The 20,155-nt window shown below is 71.3% G+C and carries 19 protein-coding genes and 1 pseudogene; 13 read left to right on the top strand and 7 right to left on the bottom strand.

The window, feature by feature from the left end; genetic code table 11:
- Nucleotides 1–36 precede the first annotated feature (36 nt).
- On the top strand, nt 37–543 hold the full coding sequence (locus ACWCP8_RS04645) for a flavin reductase family protein (RefSeq protein WP_352266004.1): 507 nt from the start codon (nt 37–39) through the stop codon (nt 541–543).
- Between the two features lie 16 nt (nt 544–559).
- Here the strand turns inward: ACWCP8_RS04645 and arfB are convergent, their stop codons facing one another.
- Nucleotides 560–985: an alternative ribosome rescue aminoacyl-tRNA hydrolase ArfB gene (gene arfB, locus ACWCP8_RS04650; protein WP_352266005.1), complete on the bottom strand. Its 426-nt coding sequence runs from the start codon at nt 983–985 to the stop codon at nt 560–562.
- A gap of 191 nt (nt 986–1,176) precedes the next feature.
- Here arfB and ACWCP8_RS04655 point away from each other — a divergent pair, with 191 nt between their 5' ends.
- The 4 genes from ACWCP8_RS04655 to ACWCP8_RS04670 all read left to right on the top strand — a co-directional run bounded on the left by ACWCP8_RS04655 (nt 1,177) and on the right by ACWCP8_RS04670 (nt 6,006).
- Entirely contained in the window at nt 1,177–1,752 is a 576-nt protein-coding gene (locus ACWCP8_RS04655; RefSeq protein ID WP_030933124.1) for a TerD family protein, read from the top strand.
- 306 nt (nt 1,753–2,058) lie between these two features.
- Entirely contained in the window at nt 2,059–3,561 is a 1,503-nt protein-coding gene (locus ACWCP8_RS04660) for a M4 family metallopeptidase (RefSeq protein ID WP_451114160.1), read from the top strand.
- A gap of 188 nt (nt 3,562–3,749) precedes the next feature.
- Entirely contained in the window at nt 3,750–4,271 is a 522-nt protein-coding gene (locus ACWCP8_RS04665) for a GNAT family N-acetyltransferase (RefSeq protein ID WP_355994566.1), read from the top strand.
- 136 nt (nt 4,272–4,407) lie between these two features.
- Entirely contained in the window at nt 4,408–6,006 is a 1,599-nt protein-coding gene (locus tag ACWCP8_RS04670) for a M4 family metallopeptidase (RefSeq protein WP_451114100.1), read from the top strand.
- 24 nt (nt 6,007–6,030) lie between these two features.
- Here the strand turns inward: ACWCP8_RS04670 and ACWCP8_RS04675 are convergent, their stop codons facing one another.
- Genes ACWCP8_RS04675 through ACWCP8_RS04685 form a run of 3 tightly spaced genes read right to left on the bottom strand, consistent with a single transcriptional unit; the run spans nt 6,031 to nt 8,668 of the window.
- Nucleotides 6,031–7,428, bottom strand: a complete 1,398-nt coding sequence (locus ACWCP8_RS04675; protein ID WP_451114101.1) for a M1 family metallopeptidase — start codon at nt 7,426–7,428, stop codon at nt 6,031–6,033.
- Between the two features lie 47 nt (nt 7,429–7,475).
- Nucleotides 7,476–8,078 (bottom strand): ankyrin repeat domain-containing protein, encoded by a 603-nt coding sequence (locus tag ACWCP8_RS04680; RefSeq protein WP_352266828.1) that lies wholly within the window; start codon nt 8,076–8,078, stop codon nt 7,476–7,478.
- Between the two features lie 32 nt (nt 8,079–8,110).
- Entirely contained in the window at nt 8,111–8,668 is a 558-nt protein-coding gene (locus ACWCP8_RS04685; RefSeq protein WP_355994555.1) for a GlcG/HbpS family heme-binding protein, read from the bottom strand.
- Nucleotides 8,669–8,980: 312 nt separating this feature from the next.
- Here ACWCP8_RS04685 and ACWCP8_RS04690 point away from each other — a divergent pair, with 312 nt between their 5' ends.
- The 3 genes from ACWCP8_RS04690 to ACWCP8_RS04700 all read left to right on the top strand — a co-directional run bounded on the left by ACWCP8_RS04690 (nt 8,981) and on the right by ACWCP8_RS04700 (nt 11,497).
- A complete protein-coding gene (locus tag ACWCP8_RS04690) occupies nt 8,981–10,261 on the top strand; it encodes a sensor histidine kinase (RefSeq protein WP_451114162.1) in 1,281 nt (426 codons plus the stop codon).
- Entirely contained in the window at nt 10,258–10,884 is a 627-nt protein-coding gene (locus ACWCP8_RS04695) for a response regulator transcription factor (protein ID WP_352266826.1), read from the top strand. Before ACWCP8_RS04690 ends, ACWCP8_RS04695 begins: the two co-directional genes overlap by 4 nt.
- Nucleotides 10,885–10,999: 115 nt before the next feature.
- Nucleotides 11,000–11,497 carry a hypothetical protein gene (locus tag ACWCP8_RS04700; RefSeq protein ID WP_030933146.1) on the top strand — a complete coding sequence of 166 codons (498 nt, stop codon included), beginning with the start codon at nt 11,000–11,002 and terminating at the stop codon, nt 11,495–11,497.
- 27 nt (nt 11,498–11,524) lie between these two features.
- Here the strand turns inward: ACWCP8_RS04700 and ACWCP8_RS04705 are convergent, their stop codons facing one another.
- Complete coding sequence (locus ACWCP8_RS04705) at nt 11,525–12,226, bottom strand: pentapeptide repeat-containing protein (RefSeq protein ID WP_352266825.1); 702 nt, start codon at nt 12,224–12,226, stop codon at nt 11,525–11,527.
- A 101-nt stretch (nt 12,227–12,327) separates the two neighbouring features.
- Between ACWCP8_RS04705 and ACWCP8_RS04710 the strand changes: the two genes are divergently transcribed.
- Together ACWCP8_RS04710 and ACWCP8_RS04715 are read left to right on the top strand one after the other, a co-directional pair.
- On the top strand, nt 12,328–13,527 hold the full coding sequence (locus ACWCP8_RS04710) for an NAD(P)-binding protein (protein WP_352266824.1): 1,200 nt from the start codon (nt 12,328–12,330) through the stop codon (nt 13,525–13,527).
- 46 nt (nt 13,528–13,573) lie between these two features.
- Complete coding sequence (locus tag ACWCP8_RS04715) at nt 13,574–14,575, top strand: zinc-binding dehydrogenase (RefSeq protein WP_451114102.1); 1,002 nt, start codon at nt 13,574–13,576, stop codon at nt 14,573–14,575.
- 17 nt (nt 14,576–14,592) lie between these two features.
- Here ACWCP8_RS04715 and ACWCP8_RS04720 read toward each other — a convergent pair whose 3' ends face one another.
- Both ACWCP8_RS04720 and ACWCP8_RS04725 read right to left on the bottom strand, forming a co-directional pair.
- The gene (locus tag ACWCP8_RS04720) at nt 14,593–15,066 is read right to left on the bottom strand and encodes an N-acetyltransferase family protein (RefSeq protein ID WP_451114103.1); all 474 of its coding nucleotides are present in this window, start codon (nt 15,064–15,066) and stop codon (nt 14,593–14,595) included.
- 63 nt (nt 15,067–15,129) lie between these two features.
- Nucleotides 15,130–16,097 (bottom strand): annotated as a pseudogene (locus ACWCP8_RS04725) (aminoglycoside phosphotransferase family protein).
- Nucleotides 16,098–16,106: 9 nt separating this feature from the next.
- Here ACWCP8_RS04725 and ACWCP8_RS04730 point away from each other — a divergent pair.
- The 3 genes from ACWCP8_RS04730 (at nt 16,107) to ACWCP8_RS04740 (ending at nt 19,994) form a co-directional block, all read left to right on the top strand.
- On the top strand, nt 16,107–16,769 hold the full coding sequence (locus ACWCP8_RS04730) for a rhomboid-like protein (protein ID WP_352266820.1): 663 nt from the start codon (nt 16,107–16,109) through the stop codon (nt 16,767–16,769).
- Nucleotides 16,770–16,852: 83 nt separating this feature from the next.
- Nucleotides 16,853–18,253, top strand: a complete 1,401-nt coding sequence (locus tag ACWCP8_RS04735) for an NAD(P)/FAD-dependent oxidoreductase (RefSeq protein ID WP_451114104.1) — start codon at nt 16,853–16,855, stop codon at nt 18,251–18,253.
- A 397-nt stretch (nt 18,254–18,650) separates the two neighbouring features.
- On the top strand, nt 18,651–19,994 hold the full coding sequence (locus ACWCP8_RS04740) for an esterase-like activity of phytase family protein (protein WP_451114105.1): 1,344 nt from the start codon (nt 18,651–18,653) through the stop codon (nt 19,992–19,994).
- The last annotated feature ends 161 nt before the right edge of the window (nt 19,995–20,155 follow it).

The following is a 20,155-nucleotide window of genomic DNA, read 5'->3' on the forward strand; positions in this document are numbered from 1 at the left end:
ACCCCGCGGTCCGAGCCCATCCCCCATGCTGAGGGGGTGAGCAACGACGAGTTCCGCGGCGCCCTCGCCCGGCTGGCCGCCGGCGTGGTCCTGATCACCGCGCAGGAGCCGCCGCTCGACGAGAACGGGCGCGGCGAGGACGTCGGCATGACGGCGACCGCCTTCATGTCCGTGTCGCTGGACCCGCCGCTCGTCCTGGTGAGCCTGCGCAACGGCTCCCGGATGGACGACCTGCTCGACGAACAGCCGCTGTGGGCGGTCTCCGTACTGTCGGAGAGCCAGCGGCACATCGCGGGACGGTTCGCGATGAAGGGCAGGATCAGCGACCGGCTGCTGTTCGAGGACATCCCCTATGTACGGGGAGAGGTGTCGAGCGCACCGCTGATCGGCGGGGCCCTCGCCACCCTGGAGTGCCGCACGGAGCAGCGGGTGCCCGCGGGCGACCACACGCTGGTGATCGGACGGGTGCTGAGCGCGGCACTACCGAGCGCGGACGGCGGGCCGCTGACGTACTTCCAGGGGCGTTACCGGCAGCTGGGCTGAACCCCGGCGTCCTGGTTCACCAATCGCGGCCGGAGCGGCCGCGCTTCGTGTCGCCGCGCTGCTTCTTCTCGCGCAGCCGGCGTTCATTGATCCCGCGCGGGATCCTGGTCTTGCGGCGCGGCTTGGGGGGCGGCGCCGTGGCTTCGGCCAGCAGGGAGGCGAGGCGGACGAGGGCGGTCTCGCGGTTGCGCCACTGGGAGCGGTGCTCCGACGCCCGCACCGTGACCACCCCGCCCACCAGCCGGCTCTCCAGCCGCTGGAGCGCCCGGTCCTTCCACACCTCGGGAAACGCGTCGGTCGCCGCGAGGTCGAAGCGGAGCTCCACCTGGGAGTCACTGGTGTTGACGTGCTGACCGCCGGGCCCGGAGGACCGCGAGAAACGCCACATGAGCTCGGCCTCCGGCAGGGAGACCGAACCGCGGATGACATAGGGCCCGGACATGACACCCATGTTCCCTGGCCGCCGGCCCTCCCGTCACCTCCTTTTGGCGCATCCGGTCACCCGTTCGGCCGACGGTTCGGTAAAGAAAGTAAAGGGACCAGGAACCTCCCGGTCCTCTGCCTGCGTTATGAGGTGTGACGGTAGCTTCGTGATGGCACGAAGCCCGCACACGACGATGAAAGGGACTTCCCATGGCAGTAAGCCTGTCCAAGGGCGGCAACGTCTCGCTCACCAAGGAGGCCCCGGGCCTGACCGCCGTCACGGTCGGCCTCGGCTGGGACGTCCGCACCACCACCGGCACCGACTTCGACCTCGACGCCTCGGCGATCGCGGTGAACCCGGGAGGGAAGGTCGTCTCCGACGGCCACTTCGTCTTCTTCAACAACAAGTCGACCCCGGACCAGACCATCGTCCACACCGGTGACAACGTCACGGGCGCGGGCGAGGGCGACGACGAGCAGATCAACGTCAACCTGGCGGGCCTGCCGGCCGACGTCGACAAGATCGTCTTCCCGGTCTCGATCTACGACGCCGAGACCCGCAGCCAGAACTTCGGCCAGGTGCGCAACGCGTTCATCCGCATCATCAACCAGGCCGGCGGCACCGAGATCGCCCGCTACGACCTGAGCGAGGACGCCGCCACCGAGACCGCGATGGTCTTCGGCGAGCTGTACCGCAACGGCGCGGAGTGGAAGTTCCGCGCCGTGGGCCAGGGCTACGCCTCGGGCCTGCGCGGCATCGCCCAGGACTTCGGCGTCAACCTCTGACGCAAGAGAGTTCATGGCCTGACCTGACAGACGGGAGCCCCCGGTCGATTCTTCGGCCGGGGGCTCCCGTCTGTCATGCCGTCAGACGGCCCGCATTCGACCGCACGACACCTGACGCACAACGCATAACGGACAGCGCGACCTCATGAACGGACAAGATCCGGTCAAATATTTGACACGCCCCTGCCAAATTTAGGCGCACCGGTGCCAGTCTCACCGCACACCCCTCACGGAGCTCATGTACCGAGTGAAGGAGAACGAGTGAGAACCACTCTGCGTGCCGCCGCTCTTGCCGCATCCGCCGCCATGGTCGTCGTCGGCGTACAAGCAGGCTCGGCCGATGCCGCCCAGGACCGCACGGCCGGAGCCACCGCGCTGCCGATCAGCGCGTCCCAGCGGGCCGCGGCCATCGAGGAAGCCCAGGCCGGGGCTGCCTCGACCGCCGCGAAGATCAAGCTGGGCGGCAAGGAGAAGCTCATCGTCCGCGATGTGATCAAGGACGCCGACGGCACCGTCCACACTCGCTACGAGCGCACCTACGCCGGACTGCCCGTCCTCGGCGGCGACCTGGTCACCCACACCAGGAAGGACGGCTCCCTCAAGGGGGTGTCCAAGGCAACCGACGCAAAGATATCCGTGGCATCGACGACCGCCACGGCCACCGCCAAGTCCGGTGCCCGGAAGGTGATCTGGGCCGTCACCGGCAAGCCTGCGCTCGCCTACGAGAACGTGGTCAAGGGCACCCAGGCCGACGGGACGCCCAGTGAGCGCCACGTCATCACCGACGCCGCCGGCGGCAAGGAGCTCTACTCGTACGAGGCCATCGACACGGGGTCCGGCACCAGCCAGTACAGCGGCACCGTCACCCTCGGCACCTCGGCCTCCGGATCCGGCTACAACCTGACCGACGGCGGACGCGGCGGCCACAACACGTACGACCTGAACGGCGGCACCTCCGGCACCGGGACCCTCTTCACCGACGCCGACGACATCTGGGGCAACGGTCTCGCGACCAACCGTCAGACCGCCGCGGTCGACGCCCACTACGGCGCCGCCACGACCTGGGACTTCTACAAGAACGAACTGGGCCGCAACGGGATCGCCGGCGACGGCAGGGCCGCCTACTCCCGGGTCCACTACGGCAACGCCTACGTCAACGCGTTCTGGCAGGACAGCTGCTTCTGCATGACGTACGGCGACGGCTCGGGCAACCTGAAGCCGCTCACCTCGCTGGATGTGGCCGGACACGAGATGAGCCACGGTCTGACCGCGGCGACCGCGGGTCTGAAGTACAGCCGCGAATCGGGCGGCCTCAACGAGGCGACCAGCGACATGTTCGGCACCGCGGTCGAGTTCTACGCGGGCAACAGCAGCGACGCCGGCGACTACCTCATCGGCGAGAAGATCGACATCAACGGCAACGGCACCCCGCTGCGCTACATGGACAAGCCGAGCAAGGACGGCGGTTCGGCGGACTACTGGTCGAGGACAGTCGGCCGCCTCGACGTCCACAACTCGTCCGGGCCCGCCAACCACTTCTTCTACCTGCTGTCCGAGGGCAGCGGCGCGAAGACCATCAACGGCGTCGCCTACAACTCGCCGACCTCCAACGGCTCCACGGTCACGGGCATCGGGCGCGCGAAGGCCGTCCAGATCTGGTACAAGGCGCTCACCACGTACATGACATCGGCCACCGACTACGCGGCGGCGCGGGTCGCCACCCTGCAGGCGGCGACCGACCTGTACGGAGCAGGCAGCGCGGAGTACGCAGCCGTCGCCTCCGCCTGGTCCGCGATCAACGTGAACTAGTACGCCGTCCGGCACCCCTGACGGCTCCTGCGGATCGTCCACGCGCCGCGCACAGCCACCGGTTTCCCGGAGATGTGCGCGGCGTCCGGCCGTTCCACGGGCGGTCGCGCCGTGGGTGGCCGCCGTACGGGTGGCTGCGCGCGGCGGCACCGCACGGCGGCACCGCGCGCCCGCATAGGCTGCGCCGTGTGATCATCGAACCGCTGCTGCCGGTGGCCGGCGCGCTTCCCGGCCCGCTGCTCGCCGAACTCACCGCGCTCTACGCGTCCGATCCGACGTTCCAGCAGCTCAGCGGCGACTTCCCGGACCCCCACGACATCCGGTCGGAACAGGTCGCGGCCTCGCTCGCCGAGGAGCTGGCGAACCCGGACACCGAGGTGCTGCTCGCCCGGTCGCAGGGGCGGTTGGTCGGCGTGGCCATCACCCTCGCGCACCATCCGGACCCGGCCGACCCCGACCCGTGGGTCGGACTGCTCATGGTCGACGCACGGCAGCACCGCTCCGGTTACGGGCGACAACTGGCCGGCCTCGTCGAGGAGCGGTTCCGGGCAGCCGGGCGGGACGGAATCCGGCTGGCCGTCCTGGAGAACAACCCCAGGGCGCTCGCCTTCTGGACCGCGCTCGGCTACGAGGTCATCGCCCACCGGCCCGACCGCCAACTGGGCCGCCCCTGCGCGGTGTTGCGCAAGCCACTGAAGCCCGCCGAATAACGGACACAAGAGCACCTCAGTCGGACAAGAAGTGGTCAAAAGAATGTGAGGCAATTGTCGGCACACCGTCAAATTCGGTCATCCGATGGCACGCTCTCCGCTCGTAACCCCCCACGGAACGAACAACGGAGAACGCATGACCCCCCACATGACCACCCGTCGCGCCGCAGCCCTGGCCGCCGTGGCCGCGATGGTCGTCGTCGGCGTGCAGTCCGGTGCCGCGACCGCGGCCCCGGGCAACGCCCACGACGGCGCCTCCGCCACCCGTACCGCCAACACGTCCGGCGCGAGGACCGCGATCGGCACGGACACCGCGTCGGAACGGATCGCCGCGATCAAGTCGGCCCGGTCGAACGCCTCTTCGACGGCCGACTCGCTCGGGCTCGGCAGCCAGGAAAAGCTGATCGTCCGCGATGTGATCAAGGATGCCGACGGCACCGTCCACACCCGCTACGAGCGCACCTACGCCGGACTGCCCGTCCTCGGCGGCGACCTCGTCACCCACACCACCGCCGGCGGAAAGCTCAAGAGCGTCACCAAGGCGACCAGCGCCCGGATATCGGTACCGTCCACGACGCCGAAGGTGAAGACCGTGGCGAGCGCCCGCAAGGTGATCTGGGCGGGCAGCGGCAAGCCTGTCCTCGCCTTCGAGACGGTGCGGACCGGCGTGCAGAAGGACGGCACGCCCAGCAGGCGTCACGTCATCACGGACGCCGTCACCGGCAGGACGCTGCACAGTTACGAGGCGATCGAGACCGGCGTCGGCAACAGCCAGTACAGCGGCAAGGTCACCCTGTCGACCACCGCGAGCGGCTCCGGCTTCCAGCTGACCGACCGCGACCGCGGCGGCCACAAGACGTACGACCTGAACCAGGGCGAGAGCGGCACCGGCTCGCTCGTCACCGACGACGACGACACCTGGGGCAACGGTCTCGCGACCAACCGTCAGACCGCCGCGGTCGACGCCCACTACGGCGCCGCCACGACCTGGGACTTCTACAAGAACGAACTGGGCCGCAACGGGATCGCCGGCGACGGCAGGGCCGCCTACTCCCGGGTCCACTACGGCAACGCCTACGTCAACGCGTTCTGGGACGACAGCTGCTTCTGCATGACGTACGGCGACGGCACCGACAACAGGAGCGCCCTCACCAGCCTGGACGTCGCGGGCCACGAGATGAGCCACGGCCTGACCGCGGCGACGGCCAAGCTCGACTACGCAGGCGAGTCCGGCGGCCTCAACGAGGCGACCAGCGACATCCTCGGCACCTCGGTCGAGTTCTTCGCCGACAGCAGCAGCGACGCCGGCGACTACCTCATCGGCGAGAAGATCGACATCAACGGCAACGGCACCCCGCTGCGCTACATGGACAAGCCGAGCAAGGACGGCGGTTCGGCGGACTACTGGAGCGCCGGCGTCGGCGACCTCGACGTCCACTACTCCTCCGGCGTCGCCAACCACTTCTTCTACCTGCTGTCCGAGGGCAGCGGCGCGAAGACCATCAACGGCGTCGCCTACAACTCGCCGACCTCCGACGGCTCGACCGTCACCGGCATCGGCCGGGACAAGGCAGTCCAGATCTGGTACAAGGCGCTCTCCGCGTACATGACCTCGTCCACCGACTACGCGGCCGCGCGCACGGCCACGGAGAAGGCGGCGACCGACCTGTACGGGGCGGGCAGCCCGGAGCTCGCGGCCGTGGACGCCGCCTGGTCGGGCGTCAATGTGAAGTAGTTGCCGGTGGGTTCCCGGGGCCGGTCAGCTCTTTTCCGGAGCGGGCCGGCCGTGGCCGTACAGCCAGGTGTTCCACAGATCCGTCAGATCCTTCCCCGTCGTCCTCTCCACGTACGCGGTGAAGTCGGCCGTCGACGCGGTGCCGTACCGATGGGCCTTCGTCCAGCCCGCGACGAGCGCGAGGAACCGCCGGTCGTCGTCGACCGCCTGCCGGATCTTGTGGATCACCATTGCCCCGCGCTCGTACACCGGGTCCTGGGAAATGTCCGCAGCCGTCGGCGGATCGGCAGGCGGGAACGCCCAGTTGGCATCGTCGGCGAAGGCGGCGTCGAAACTGCGCCGGACGGGAACGCCCTCCTTGTCCGCCTTCCACAGCCACTCGGCGTAGGTCGCGAAGCCCTCGTTGAGCCACATGTCGCGCCAGCCGGCGGGCGTGACGGAGTCCCCGAACCACTGGTGGGCCATCTCGTGGACGAGGAGTCCCACGGTCGGCGGTCCGGGGAAGTACGGCCGGTTCTGGGTCTCCAGCGCATACCCGGAGTCGTGCGGACGGCCGACGATCGCGCCGGTCGACGAGAACGGGTACGGGCCGAAGCGCGCGGCCTCCCACCGCACGACCTCGGGGATCCGGGCGAGGGTCCGGGCACTCGCCGCGGCCACCTTCGGGTCCACGGCCGTGAACACCTTGATGCCGTCGGGGGTCGTCGACGCCTTCGTGTCGAAGCGGCCGACGACGAGCGTCGCGAGATAGCTCGCCATGGGTTGGCCGGTGTGCCAGTGGTACGTGGTGGTGGCGCCGGAGACCTTCCGGGACGTCAGCTCACCGTTGGAGACGGCCGTCAGATCCCGGGGGACAGTGGCCGTGAGGTCGTACGTCGCCTTGTCGCTCGGGTGGTCGTTGCCGGGAAACCAGGCCATCGACCCGACCGGCTCACCGAGCGCGACCGATCCGTCCGCCGTCCTCAGCCAGCCCTCCTTCGACCCGTCCGGATCGGTGAGGGTCAGCGGGGAGCCGGAGTAGTGGACGACCGTACGGAAGGTCCTGCCCTTGTGCAGATGGCTCTCCACCTCGGCGGCGGGGCGCAGCGTCAGCTCGCGGCCCGCCCGGTTGACGGCGGCCGGATGCCCCTCGACCTGCGCGGACTCGACGGTCAGCCCGGCCAGGTCGAGGTTGAAGGCGCTGAGGTCCTGGGTGGCGCGCGCAGTGATCACGGCGGTGGAGCGGATCCGCTGGGCGGCCGGGTCGACGTCGAAAGTGAGGTCGTAGTGCGTGACGTCGTACCCGCCGTTGCCGGCCTTCGGGAAGTACTGGTCGCGCAGACCGGCGACGCCCGGAGTCCCCTCCACACCACCGGTGCAGCCGGCGGCGAGGGAGACGACGGTGGCAGTGACGAAGGCCAGGAACAGGGCGGTGGGGCGCACACAATGATCCTATGTGCGGAAAGTCGGCCTGACGGATCGGCGGAAGCTCACCTCGGGTCCGGGTGCCGCAGCAGCGCCGCGATCTCCGCGAACCCTCGCCGCTCCGCATGTTCCAGCGCCGTCACCCCGTCGCCGTCCGGCAGACCGGGGGTCGCGCCCGCCGCCAGCAGCAGTTCGACGATCTCCTGGTGCGCCCGGCCGCCGTCACCCAGGATCACAGCCTCCAGCAGGGCGGTCCAGCCGAGCCGGTTGACGTGGTCGACGTCGATGTCCGTGACGCGGAGCAGCTCCCGTACGTAACCGACGTGGCCGCGCTCGCTCGCCGGGATCAGCGCGATGCCGCCGAACCGGTTACGGAGCTTCAGGTCGGGACCGGCCGGCAGCAGGGTGTGCAGCATCGCGACACTGCCGGTGACGCCGGTCGCCAGCCAGGGACTGTCCTCGCGCCTGTCCTGCGCATCGGGATCCGCACCCGCCTCGACGAGCAGCCGGGCGAGCCGGACGTGGTCGCCGTGCACGGCGAGGAGCAGCGGGGTGCGCCGCTCCTCGTCGCGGGCGTCGACGCGGGCGCCGCCCTCGATCGCGGTGCGTGCGGCATCGGCGTCACCGGTGCGCGCGGCTCGGAGGAGGCCCTGATCGAGGGTGTTCATCCGCGGTTTCTCCTGGGCTGTGGTCGGCTGTGCTACTTGGCGAGTGCGGCGACGCCCGCCCGGGCGAACTTCTCGTCGAGGTCGCCGCTGGGGGCGCCGGCCACTCCGATGCCGGCCACCGGTGCGTCCTTGACCTGCACCGGGGCGCCGCCCGCGAGGAACAGGGTGCCAGGGATGTCCTTCAGGTTCGGGGCCTGCGCCAGGCGGCCCGCGAGCACGGAGGTGGGGGCGTTCCAGGAGACAGCGGTGTACGCCTTCCTCTCGGCGGACTCGTACGCCTGCGGGCCGGAGCCGTCGCCGCGCAGCGTCACGACGGTGTTGCCGTTCCGGTCGACGACGGCGACCGCCACACGCTGGTTCTCGTTCTCGGCGGCGTCGAGGGCGGCCCGCGCGGCCTTGGTGGCGGCAGCGACGGTCAGATGGGTGGTCTGCTGGAGGTTCCGGTCCGCTGTGTCGGCCGTGACGGCGGCGGCAGGCGCAGCGGCGGGTGCGGAGGCGCTCGCGGTCATGGCACCGAAGGTTCCGGCGCCGAGCGCGGCGGCGGCGACGGCACCGGTGAGGACACGGGTGCGCAGCGGCATCTTCTTCATGGTGGGGCTCCTGGACGATTCGATGGTGTTCCGCCCGTGCGGTGATCCGATCAGGCGGTGTCCGGCTCTGTGATCGATCCTCCGGCCGGATCCGGCCCCGTAACGTCGACGTACCGGCTCGACACCGCACGCAGGACGGCTGACGGACCCATCGGCCGATCGGTTGATGCGGGGGTGGCCGCACCGGGTCACCATGGATGTATCCGCGCAGGTCAAGCAGCAGCTCTTCGGCAGTCGGCAGGGAGTAAGAGGTACGAGGTGGAGCACCGAACCGAAGCCACCGACCCGGATGCCCGGTGGCTCGCGCTGCTCATGCACGCCGCGTTCTTCCTGCTGCTCGGCGCGTCCCTGGCCCGCTTCCTGCTCCGCCACCCCGGCGAGGACCGCACCCCGTGGATCATCGCGCTGTCCGTCGCGCTCGCCGCGCTGTATCTGCTGGGCCCGGCGCTCGGTTCCCGCCCCACCCCGCGCCGGCTGGCCCGGCTCGGCGTGCTCGTGGCCGTGTGGATGGTGCTTGTCGTCCTCGCGCCGAGCTTCGCCTGGTGCGCGGTGCCGCTCTTCTACACCGGGCTGCGGCTGCTCCCGCCGCGCGCCGCGCTCGCCCTCGTCGCCCTGCTCACCGTGTTCGTCGTGGCCGCGCAGTTGCGGCTGGCCCACGGCTTCGACCCGAACCTGGTGCTCGCGCCCCCCGCCGTGGCGGCCACCGCGACCGCGGTCTTCGTCCACATGCAGCGCCAGGCCGTGCGCCAGCGCGATCTGATCGACGATCTGCTGCGTACCCGCCGCGAACTCGCCGCCACCGAACGCCGCGAAGGCACCCTCGCCGAACGCCAGCGGCTCTCCATGGAGATCCACGACACCCTCGCGCAGGGCCTGTCCAGCCAGCAGATGCTGCTCCAGGCCGCGGACCGCACCTGGGACGCCGACCCGGCGACCGCCCGCCGCCATGTCCGTACGGCCGCCGGCATCGCCGAGCGCAACCTCGCCGAAGCGCGCCGCTTCGTCCACGACCTGGCACCGGCGGACCTCGCGGAGGGGGGCGGCCTGGAGGCGGCGCTGCGCGCACTGGCCACCCGCGAAACGGCGCAGGCCCACGGCCTGCTCACGGTCCGCTGCCATGTGGAGGGGACGCCGCACGCGGCACTGCCCGACCGGGTGCAGTCCGCACTGCTGCGCATCGCCCAGGGCGCCCTGGCCAATGTGAGGGAGCACGCGGACGCCACGGAGGCCGCGCTGACACTGACCCACCTCGACGACCGGACCGTCCTGGACATCGCCGACAACGGCCGCGGCTTCACCCCGCCCGCACCGGCGGTAGCCCGTGGAAGCCACACACCGGCGCCGGCCCACCACGCCCCCCGGCGGCGCCTGCGCCGCACCTGGGGGGCGGCCGCCCTGCGTCCGCCGGCCGGCGTACGCGGCCACGGGCTGCCCGCGATGCGCGCCCGGCTGCACCAGCTCGGCGGCACGCTCACGATCGAATCGGCACCGGGCGAGGGAACCGTCGTCTCCGCCGAGGTCCCCCTGCCCGCCCCCTCGCCCTCGCCCGCCCCCTCGCCCTCGCCCTCGCCCTCGCCGGAGGAACTCTCATGACCCCGCCCGCCGTACGGATCCTGCTCTGCGACGACCACGCCGTCGTACGCGCCGGACTGCTCGCCCTCCTGGGCAGCGAACCGGACATCGAGGTCGTCGGCGAGGCGGGCAGCGGCGAGGAGGCCGTCGCCCTGGCCGCCCGGCTGACCCCCGACGTCGTCCTGATGGACCTCCAACTGGGCGAAGGAATCGACGGCGTCGAAGCCACCCGTCGCATCGCGGTCACCGGCGTCCACGTCCTCGTCCTCACGACGTACGACACGGACGCCGACATCACCCGCGCCATCGAAGCGGGCGCCACCGGCTATCTGCTGAAGGCGGAACGCCCGGAGGAACTGTTCGCCGCGATCCGCTCGGCGGCCCAGGGCCGCACCACGCTCTCCCCACCCGTGGCCAGTCGTGTCATGGCCCGCATGCGCAGCCCCCTACCGACGCTCACGGACCGCGAACGCGACATCCTGGGCCAGCTGTCCCAGGGCCTGGGCAACCGGGACATCGCCCGGGCCCTGTTCATCAGCGAGGCCACGGTCAAGACGCACCTGGGCCGCATCTACGACAAACTCGGCGTCGACACCCGCGCGGGCGCCGTGTCCGTGGCGAAGGAGCAGCGGCTGCTGCCGTGAGCCGGGCCGGCTTGCGGCGAGGACCGCCGCGGCGCCGGGCGTCCACGGCTCCCGGGGCCGTGGGGCACCCACCGCTCCGGCATCGACGCACCCCCGGGCATGACACCATCGAACTGTGCTCGACATCGGCTACTCCCTCTCCCGACGCTTCCCCGATCCCCCGCAGACCGACTACCGCCGCGCGGACGTCCACGCCCTGCGGCACGATCTCTTCTCCGGGGACGTCTACCTCGCGGACACCAAGGCGGACCGCGAAGTATCCACAGCCTGGGGATGGGTTCCCGTGCTCGACTTCGCCTGGGCGCTCTGCGACATCGTCGAGCAGATCGACCAGGACCCCCGCGGCAGCCGCTCGCACCGGCGGCAGTTCGCCGAGCTCGACTTCACCGAATCGTCCGACCGGATGCTCTTCGAGCGCCGCTTCGGCTGGGTCGACGTCGAGGCCGACTGGATGCCCGGCGACGAACCCCCGCTCACCTTCGGCCACTCCCTCCTGCGCCGCGAGGCCCGCGACTTCCTGCACGACCTGATCGCGGACCTCGCCGACATGCACGAGGGGCTCGCCGACAACCCCGTGATCTGGGACCTCCAGGCCCGCTTCCCCCGCGTCTGACCTGTCCCGGAGGTCCGGAGCAACCCTCTACGCCTCCACCCGCACCCCGATCTGTGCCGCGAAGGCCGGCGCCAGCTCCATCAGCTGCAGCGGGCTGATCACCGCGCCCGCCAGCCGCTCCACCCCCCGCGCGATGTCCAGCTCGGCGGCCGTCCGCAGATCCACCGCGTCCATCCGCGCGGAGCTGAAGTCGGCCCGCTTCAGCACACAGTCCCGGAACTCCACCCGCACCAGCTGCGCGTCCCCGAAGTCCGGCTCGGACAGCACACAGCCCTCGAAGACCACGTCCGTCAGCCGCGCCTTCCGCAGATTCAGGTAGTCGATCTTCCCGCCACGCACATGCACCCGCTCCAGCACCGCACCGTGCAGCTGCACCCCGCCCAGCCGTGCGTCCACCACCTCCACATCGCGCAGCGACGCCCCCGCGAGGTCGGTGCCGACACCCCGCACCCCGGTCAGCACCGAGTCGATGAAACGGGCCCTGACCAGCTCCGTACGGTCGAGACCGCACCCCTCCAGCGCGCAGTCCATGAACCGCGCGCCCGGCCCCGACCCGTCCGCGAGATCCACCCCCTCGAACCGCACACCGTCGTAGTCGCCGTCCGGCTCCAGTCCCTCCCCGTCGTACGGAACGAGCGGCGGCAGCCGCACCTCCGGCCGCCGCGCCGCCGCCACGACGCCCTTCCCGCCCCCGCCATCACTCCTGCTGTTACGTGCCATGGGCCCCATCGTGACCCACGCCACTGACAACGCCCCGCGCGCCGATGTCACACGTCCGCGCTTCCGGCCGTCCCCTCTATGACGCATTCTTCGACCGAGGGGACCGAAACATGCAGCGGATCCACATCATCGGCGGCGGCCTCGCCGGGTTCACCGCAGCGATCACGGCCGCCGAGTCCGGCGCCCTGGTCACCGTCCACGAGGCCCACCACACGCTCGGCGGCCGCGCCCGGACCGCCGAAGGCCCGTATCGCACCAATGACGGACCCCACGCCCTCTACTGCCGCGGACCGCACTGGACCTGGCTCGCGCAGCGCGACCTCCTCGGCCCGACCGCCGCCGTGCCGCTGCGCCAGGCCGGCAAACTCCGCTTCCGGCTGGGCGGCGCCCTGCGCAGGACCCCGCCCCTCGCCCTCCTCCGGCTGACCCGCCGCCGGGCCGAACACGCCCCCGTCGACACCGATTTCCGCACCTGGGCCACCGCTCAGGTCGGCGAGGAGGGCGCCCGCACGGCCGCGCATTTCGCCGCTGTCGCGCTCTACCACCACGACCCCGGTTCGCTCTCCGCCGCGTTCGTCCAGGAGCGGCTGCGCCGCGCCGCCGCACTGCCGCCCGAGGCCCGCTACCCGGTCGGCGGCTGGGCGCAGGTCATCGACCGGATGGCCGCGCGTGCCTGGAACCTGAGCGTCCGGATCGAGACGGTGAGCCGGATCGACCCGAGCACCCTCGACCTCCTGGCCCGCAGCGGCCCGGTCGTCGTCGCCACCTCCCTCGACGCCGCCCGCGGCCTGCTCCGCGACCCCACCCTGACCTGGGACAGCGGCAGGACCGCGCTGATCGACCTGGCGCTGCGCACCCGGCGCGGCGACGCGTTCGCCGTCTCCGACCTGGACGCCCCCGGCTGGACAGAACGCTTCACTGCCCAGGACCGCACCCTCGCACCGGCGGGCCGGCAGCTCGTCCAGGGCCAGATTCCCGTCGCCCCCGGCGAGTCGAAGGCGGCCGGCATCGCCCGGGCCGAAGACCTCCTCGACCTCGGCTTCCCGGGCTGGCGCGACCGCGTCGAGTGGCGGCGCGAGGCCCTCGCCGCCGGCCGTACGGGCGCGGTCGACCGCCCCGGCACCACCTGGCGGGACCGGCCGGCCATCGACCGCGGCAACGGCATCTACCTCGCGGGCGACCAGGTCGCCGCGCCCGGACTGCTCAGCGAGGTCTCGTTCAACAGCGGTATGGAGGCCGCCGTGCTCGCGCTCGGAGCGAGCGAACCGCCACGGCCGGCCCGTCGCCCACTTGACCTCAAGCGGAGTTGAGGTCAGAGGGTGAACCCCGACAGCCAGTCGACCCGGGGAGCCCGCCATGCACGCCGTCCGCCTCCACACCTTCGGCCCCGCCGAGAACCTCACGTACGAGACGGCCGACGACCCCGTACCCGGCCCCGGCCAGGTCCGTATCGCCGTCGCCGCGGCGGGCGTGCACCTCCTGGACACCGCCCTGCGCGAGGGCATGACAGGCCCCTTCCCGGCCCCCGCCGAGCTGCCCACCGTCCCCGGCCGGGAAGTCGCCGGAACGGTCGACATGCTCGGCGAGTCCACCGACCCCGGGCTGCTCGGCAACCGCGTCGTCGCCCATCTCGGCACGGCCCCCGGCGGTTATGCCGAACTCGCCGTCACCGACGCCGACAGGCTCCACCGGATCCCGCCCGGCCTCGACGAAGCCGAAGCCGTCGCCATGATCGGCACCGGTCGCACCACACTCGGCATCCTGCAGTTCACCGACCTGGGCCCCGACTCCATCGCCCTGGTCCCGGCCGCCGCGGGCGGTATCGGCACCCTGCTCGTGCAGTACGCCAAGAACGCCGGGGCCACCGTCATAGGCCTGGCCGGCGGTCCCGCCAAGACCGCCGCGGTCAGGGCCAACGGCGCCGACCTCGCCGTCGACTACACCCTCCCCGACTGGCCCCGGCGGGTCCGCGCCCACCTGGACGGCCTCGGCCGCCGCGCCACCGTCGTCTACGACTCCGTGGGTGGCGTCACCGGCCGCGCGGCCGTCGACCTCCTCGGCAAGGGCGGGCAGCACATCGTCTTCGGCTGGTCCGGCGAAGGACTCCACAACGGGTCCCCGCTCACCTTCACCGACGAGGAACTCGCCGAACGCGGCATCACGTCCGAGAGCGTCCTCGGACCGGCGATGATGCAGAAGGCGGGCGGCCTGCGCGTCCTCGAAGAACGCGCGCTCACCGAAGCCGCCGCCGGACGCCTGCGCCCCGCCGTCCAGCGCTTCCCCCTCGCCGAAGCGGCCGCCGCCCACCGCGCCCTGGAGACGCGCGGCACGATGGGCAAGGTCGTCCTCGTGCCGTAGGAGGTGTCCGGCAGAGGTCAGCTGCCGAGCTCCGCCAGCGCCCCGTCCGTCAGCCGGTACACCGTCCACTCGTCCTGCGGCCGCGCGCCCAGCGAGTCGTAGAAGGCGATGGACGGGGCGTTCCAGTCCAGCACCGACCACTCCAGACGCTCGTAACCACGCTCCACACAGATCCGCGCCAGCTCCCTCAGCAGCGCCTTCCCGTGCCCGCCACCGCGCCGGTCCGGACGTACGTACAGGTCCTCCAGGTAGATGCCGTGCACCCCGCGCCACGTCGAGAAGTTCAGGAACCACAACGCGAAGCCGACGATCTCGCCGTCCTCGTCGGACTCGGCGATGTGCGCATACGCTGCGGGCCGCTCACCGAAGAGTGCCTCGCGCAGCTGCTCCTCGGTGGCGTTCGCCTCATGGAGCGCCTTCTCGTAGTCGGCGAGCTCGCGGACCATCGCGTGAATGACAGAGACATCGGCAGCGGTAGCGGTACGAATCATGAGGGCAGCGTAGACACGCGTCCGTCCTGTGCCGCTGCTCGCCCCTACCTCTCTCTCCCTCACTCACCTCCGCCCCAGCAGCTGCCGGGCGATCTCCACCTGGTCCGGCGGCAGCCGGTGTCCGCCTTCCGTCACACCCCAGAGGCCGTTCTGCAGCGTCCGCCCCAGTGTCCAGGCCCGCGCCCGCTCCCGGTCCAGCCCCAGCACCTCCGTCATCAGATCGAACCGCCACCGCACCGACGACGCGTCGAACCGGTTGGCCAGGGCGGGCATCAGATCGAAACCGGGGTCCCCTGCAATGGGGTCTCCCCTGCTCCTTAAGAGCTTGGGGAAGGCTTCGGGTCCAGTGCGATCCACTCGTGCGCCCGGCCCTCGTCGGCCCGCCCGGCCAGGATGTTGCCGTAGTGCAGGTCCCAGTGGAGCAGCCGGTCCCCCGGTTCGCCCGCCACCTCCCGTACCGCTGCCGCACAGTCCCTCAGCAGCCGCCGCTCGTCCGCGTCCGCCGGCCCGGCCACCGCCCGCGCCACCCCGTCCAGCATCCGCTCCACGGCATCCCCGAGCCGGCGCAGTCCGTCCGGCGCAGGTACGGACGTCAGCCGGGCCAGCAGCCCGGCGAGCACCTCGACCGCCGCCCGCTCATCGGCCACCTCCGACAGCGGCCGCCGCTCGTCCAGCCGTTCCAGCAGCATCGTGCCGGTCCCCGGGTCGTGGTCGAGCAGCCCCACCGCTCCCGCACCCGCCTCGCCCCAGACCCGCAGCGCGACCGGCTCCCCCGCTGTCTCCTCGTCCTTCGCCTGAAGCTTCAGTGCCGCCGGCCGGCCGTCCGACGCGCGCACCACCGGCAGCACCAGCGCACACACCCCGTACATCGCGGCCCCGTCCCGCCGCAGCCCCCACTCCCCCAGGAATCGGTCCGCGAGCCCGGGCAGCGCGGCCACAAACGCCCGGCCGGCCTCCCCGTTGTACTTGGACCGGGTGGCGATCAGCGCGTCCGGAATGTCGATCACGCACCCGATCGTAGGACCGTGCATCAATCGTCTATGGCCTCGAGCAGCCCCTCCCCACCCACACACCCGGCCCCCGCGCGAGCCATCCGCGCCGTCGGCTGCTGGATCCGCAGCGCCCCCGGCACCTACATCTGGCTGGCAATCCTCTTCGCCACGACCGTCGTCGTGCACCAGATGTCACCCGACTTCGAAGAGGACTTCCTGCGCCAGCGCTCGACCAACATCCACGAGCTCGTCCGCGACCCGGTACGCGTCCTCATCTCCAGCGCCTTCTGGATCGAGGGCGGCCACTGGCCCATGTACGCCTTCCTCTTCACGGTCTTCCACGCCCCCGTCGAGCGCTGGCTCAGCACGCTGCGGTGGCTCGCGGTCGCCGCGCTCGCGCACGTCCTGGCCACGCTCGTCAGCGAGGGCGTCCTCGCCTGGGCCGTCCGCCACGGGCAGGCACCCGTGTCCGCCGTCACCACCTTGGACGTCGGGGTCAGTTACGCACTCGCGGGTGTGGTCGCCGTCCTCACATACCACGTCCCCCGCCCCTGGCGGCTGGTGTACCTCTTCGCCGTCCTCGTCGTCTACGGCGTCCCCCTGATCACCGGCCGCACCTTCACCGACCTCGGTCACTTCGCCGCCGCACTCATCGGTCTCGCCTGCTACCCGCTCACCCGGGGGACGACGAAACCACCCCTCACGCAGTAACGTCCCGCCACACAGGAACTCGGGCTTCACTCGGCCCCGGGCTTCACACAGACTCGGCTTCACACCGGACAAGCAGGGGCAACATGAGCACCGTCAGCACGGTCAACGGCGGAATATCGTTCTGGTACACGGATCAGGGCACCCCCACAGCCCGCGAACCCCTGCCCGGCGACACCACGGCCGACGTCTGCATCGTCGGCGGCGGATACACCGGCCTGTGGACCGCCTACTACCTCAAGAAGGCCGTCCCCTTCCTCAACATCACCGTCCTGGAAGCCAAGTTCTGCGGCTACGGCGCCTCCGGGCGCAACGGCGGCTGGCTCTACAACGGCATCGCGGGCCGCGACCGCTACGCGAAACTCCACGGCCACGACGCCGCGGTCCGCCTCCAGAAGGCGATGAACGAAACCGTCGACGAAGTCGTACGCGCCGCCGCCGAGGAGAACATCGACGCCGACATCCACCGGGGCGGCGTCCTCGAAGTCGCGTACACCCCCGCCCAGCTGGCCCGCCTCAAGGACTTCCACTCCGTGGAGATCGCCTTCGGCGAGACCGACCGTGTCCTGCGCGGCGCCCGCGAGACCGCCGAACGCATCCGCGTCACCGGAGCCGTCGGTTCCACCTGGACCCCGCACGGCGCCCGCCTGCACCCGGTCAAACTCGTCAAGGGCCTCGCCGACGCCGTCGAAGCGCTCGGCGTCACCATCCACGAATCGACCCCCGTCACCGAGATCAAGCCGAAGCACGCCCTCACCCCGTACGGCACCGTCCGCGCCCCGTACATCCTGCGCTGCACCGAAGGCTTCACTTCGGGACTGAGGGGTCAGCGACGCACCTGGCTCCCGATGAACTCCTCGATGATCGCCACCGAGCCGCTCCCCAAGGAGATCTGGGACACCATCGGCTGGGACGGCCGCGAGACCCTCGGCGACATGGCCCACGCCTACATGTACGCCCAGCGCACCGCCGACGACCGCATCGCACTCGGCGGCCGCGGCGTCCCCTACCGCTACGGCTCCGCCACCGACAACGACGGCCGCACCCAGCCCGCCACCATCGAGGCCCTCCGCGACATCCTGGTCCGCTTCTTCCCCACCACGGCGGGCGTCCGCATCGACCACGCCTGGTCCGGCGTCCTCGGCGTCCCCCGCGACTGGTGCGCCACGGTCACTCTCGACCGCTCCACCGGCCTGGGCTGGGCCGGCGGCTACGTCGGCTCCGGCGTCGCCACCACCAACCTCGCCGCCCGCACCCTGCGCGACCTGATCCAGCAGGACTCCGGCCAGTCGGGCCCCACCGACCTGACGACCCTCCCCTGGGTCAACCACAAGGTCCGCCGCTGGGAACCGGAACCCTTCCGCTGGATCGGCGTCCACGGCATGTACGCGGCCTACCGCACCGCGGACCGGCGGGAACTCACCTCCCCCCGCCCCGGCACCGACCCCATCGCCAAGGTGGCGGACCGGCTGGCGGGGCGTCACTGACCGAGGGAGATCCCGCGAAGATCTTCTGGAGATCCCGCGATCCCGCGATCCCGCGAACTCGCGATGACCTGAATATCCCCTTCACATGCCTTTGATCACGCGCGGCTGTGCCATGCGTCGGTCAGGGCCGGGATCGCCGGTTGAACGGGCGCGCCGGGTTGCGCAGGGCAACATCCAGGTCGCGATCGCGCGTCTGGAGGAAGTGATCGCGGCGCGTGACGGCCAGGTGAAGGCTGCGACGGCAGCGCACGCGCGGCGACCACCCCACCGGTCCGCTTTCCCCGCGATCCTTGTCGACGGGGGCGCGACGCCCTCGCTTCACCGCTCCGCTGACGGATGTTCATCACCGGTGTTCAGCCTGGCCCTTCACTGTTTCCCGTTGTGGAGGTACCCACACATGACTCGACCGGCCCGCCGCCGGATCGCCGTCGCGGCAGTCCCGGCACTCGCCGTTTCCCTGCTGCTGCCGGCCGCGGCTGACGCCACCACCCAGTCGGGGCCCGAGCGGGGTGTCTCCGGCAAGGTCATCCGCACGTCCACCCTTCCGGACATCCCGCTCGCCACCTTCTCCAACGCCCTGCTGCACCACTCGGTGGCCGACGACCGCGGCGTCGACCTGGGCGGCATCGGCAGCGACCTCTTCCCGGCCGGGCGGCCCGGAGAGTTCTGGACCGTCACCGACCGCGGCCCCAACGGCCAGATCAAGATCGACGGTGTCAACCGGCGGACCTTCCCGGTCCCCGGCTTCGACCCCGCGATCGTCAAGGTCAAGGTCGAGGGCTCCAGGCTCGAGGTCCTCAAGGCGCTCCCGATCAGAACGCGCAGCGGCGCACCCGTGACCGGCCTGTCCAACCAGAGCGGCCGTGACGAGATCCCGTACACCTACGACGCCTCCACCCCGCTGGGGTTCAACCCCGATGGGCTGGACACCGAAGGCATCGTGCAATCTCACGACGGCACGTTCTGGCTGGTCGACGAGTACGGCCCGTCGCTCGTCCACGTCTCGGCGACCGGCCGGGTGCTCACCCGGTACGTCCCCAAGGGCCTGGCCCTGAAGGGCGCCGACTACCCGGTGGTCGAGGGTCTTCCGTCGGTGTTCCTCACCCGCAAGGGCAACCGGGGCTTCGAGGGCCTCGCCCAACTCCCGGGCGGGGACCTGGTCATCGCCCTGCAGAGCCCGCTGCTCAACCCCTCCAAGCAGGTCGGCGAGGCGTCGGGGACCACGCGTCTGCTGCGCTTCTCGCCCCGCCGGGGCACGGTCACGGCCGAGTACGCCTACGCCTTCGACGCGGTCGGCACGGTGGATCCGGGCGAGGACGACCCGACCGAACTGAAGGTCTCCTCGGTGGTCGCGATCGGCCCGGACACCCTGCTGGTGCAGGAGCGCACGGACCGGGCCGCCCGTCTCCACCGGGTGGTGCTGCGGCGCGAGAACAACATCCTGGGCACCGCCTGGGACTCGACCGCCACCACCCCGTCGCTGGAGGCGCTGCCGAACCCGGCGGCCGCGGGGGTGCCTGTGCTGTCGAAGAAGCTCGTCGTCGACCTCAACACGGTGCCCGGCGCGCCGAAGAAGATCGAGGGCGTCGCCGTCGTCGACCCGCGGACGATCGCGGTCATCAACGACAACGACTTCGGCATGACCGACGGTGCCGGGGCATTCGGTCCCGACGGCCGCCTCGTCGACAGCGGTGTGGAGACCACACTGGTCCAGATCCGTCTGGACGCGCGGCTGCGCTGATTCCCCGGCCGCCGACGGCGGCCACGAGCGGTCCCGGCCCGTGTGCGGGCCGGGACCGTGTGCGGGCCGGGACCGTGTGCGGGCCGGGACCGTGTGCGGGCCGGGACCGTCCCGGCGTCACAACTGCCAGGTTTCACAAGTGACCTACATTTTGCTCCACT

This window comes from Streptomyces sp. NPDC002206, from assembly GCF_053593595.1.

Excerpts from the sequence above, each read along its gene's own strand:
- ACWCP8_RS04720 (WP_451114103.1), bottom strand. The coding sequence starts at position 15,066 with ATGATTCGTACCGCTACCGCTGCCGATGTCTCTGTCATTCACGCGATG.
- ACWCP8_RS04690 (WP_451114162.1), top strand. The coding sequence starts at position 8,981 with ATGCACGCCGCGTTCTTCCTGCTGCTCGGCGCGTCCCTGGCCCGCTTC.
- ACWCP8_RS04730 (WP_352266820.1), top strand. The coding sequence starts at position 16,107 with ATGGCCTCGAGCAGCCCCTCCCCACCCACACACCCGGCCCCCGCGCGA.
- ACWCP8_RS04740 (WP_451114105.1), top strand. The coding sequence starts at position 18,651 with ATGACTCGACCGGCCCGCCGCCGGATCGCCGTCGCGGCAGTCCCGGCA.
- ACWCP8_RS04735 (WP_451114104.1), top strand. The coding sequence starts at position 16,853 with ATGAGCACCGTCAGCACGGTCAACGGCGGAATATCGTTCTGGTACACG.
- ACWCP8_RS04655 (WP_030933124.1), top strand. The coding sequence starts at position 1,177 with ATGGCAGTAAGCCTGTCCAAGGGCGGCAACGTCTCGCTCACCAAGGAG.
- ACWCP8_RS04710 (WP_352266824.1), top strand. The coding sequence starts at position 12,328 with ATGCAGCGGATCCACATCATCGGCGGCGGCCTCGCCGGGTTCACCGCA.
- ACWCP8_RS04670 (WP_451114100.1), top strand. The coding sequence starts at position 4,408 with ATGACCCCCCACATGACCACCCGTCGCGCCGCAGCCCTGGCCGCCGTG.
- ACWCP8_RS04680 (WP_352266828.1), bottom strand. The coding sequence starts at position 8,078 with ATGAACACCCTCGATCAGGGCCTCCTCCGAGCCGCGCGCACCGGTGAC.
- ACWCP8_RS04660 (WP_451114160.1), top strand. The coding sequence starts at position 2,059 with ATGGTCGTCGTCGGCGTACAAGCAGGCTCGGCCGATGCCGCCCAGGAC.
- ACWCP8_RS04715 (WP_451114102.1), top strand. The coding sequence starts at position 13,574 with ATGCACGCCGTCCGCCTCCACACCTTCGGCCCCGCCGAGAACCTCACG.
- ACWCP8_RS04695 (WP_352266826.1), top strand. The coding sequence starts at position 10,258 with ATGACCCCGCCCGCCGTACGGATCCTGCTCTGCGACGACCACGCCGTC.
- arfB (WP_352266005.1), bottom strand. The coding sequence starts at position 985 with ATGTCCGGGCCCTATGTCATCCGCGGTTCGGTCTCCCTGCCGGAGGCC.
- ACWCP8_RS04685 (WP_355994555.1), bottom strand. The coding sequence starts at position 8,668 with ATGAAGAAGATGCCGCTGCGCACCCGTGTCCTCACCGGTGCCGTCGCC.
- ACWCP8_RS04705 (WP_352266825.1), bottom strand. The coding sequence starts at position 12,226 with ATGGGGCCCATGGCACGTAACAGCAGGAGTGATGGCGGGGGCGGGAAG.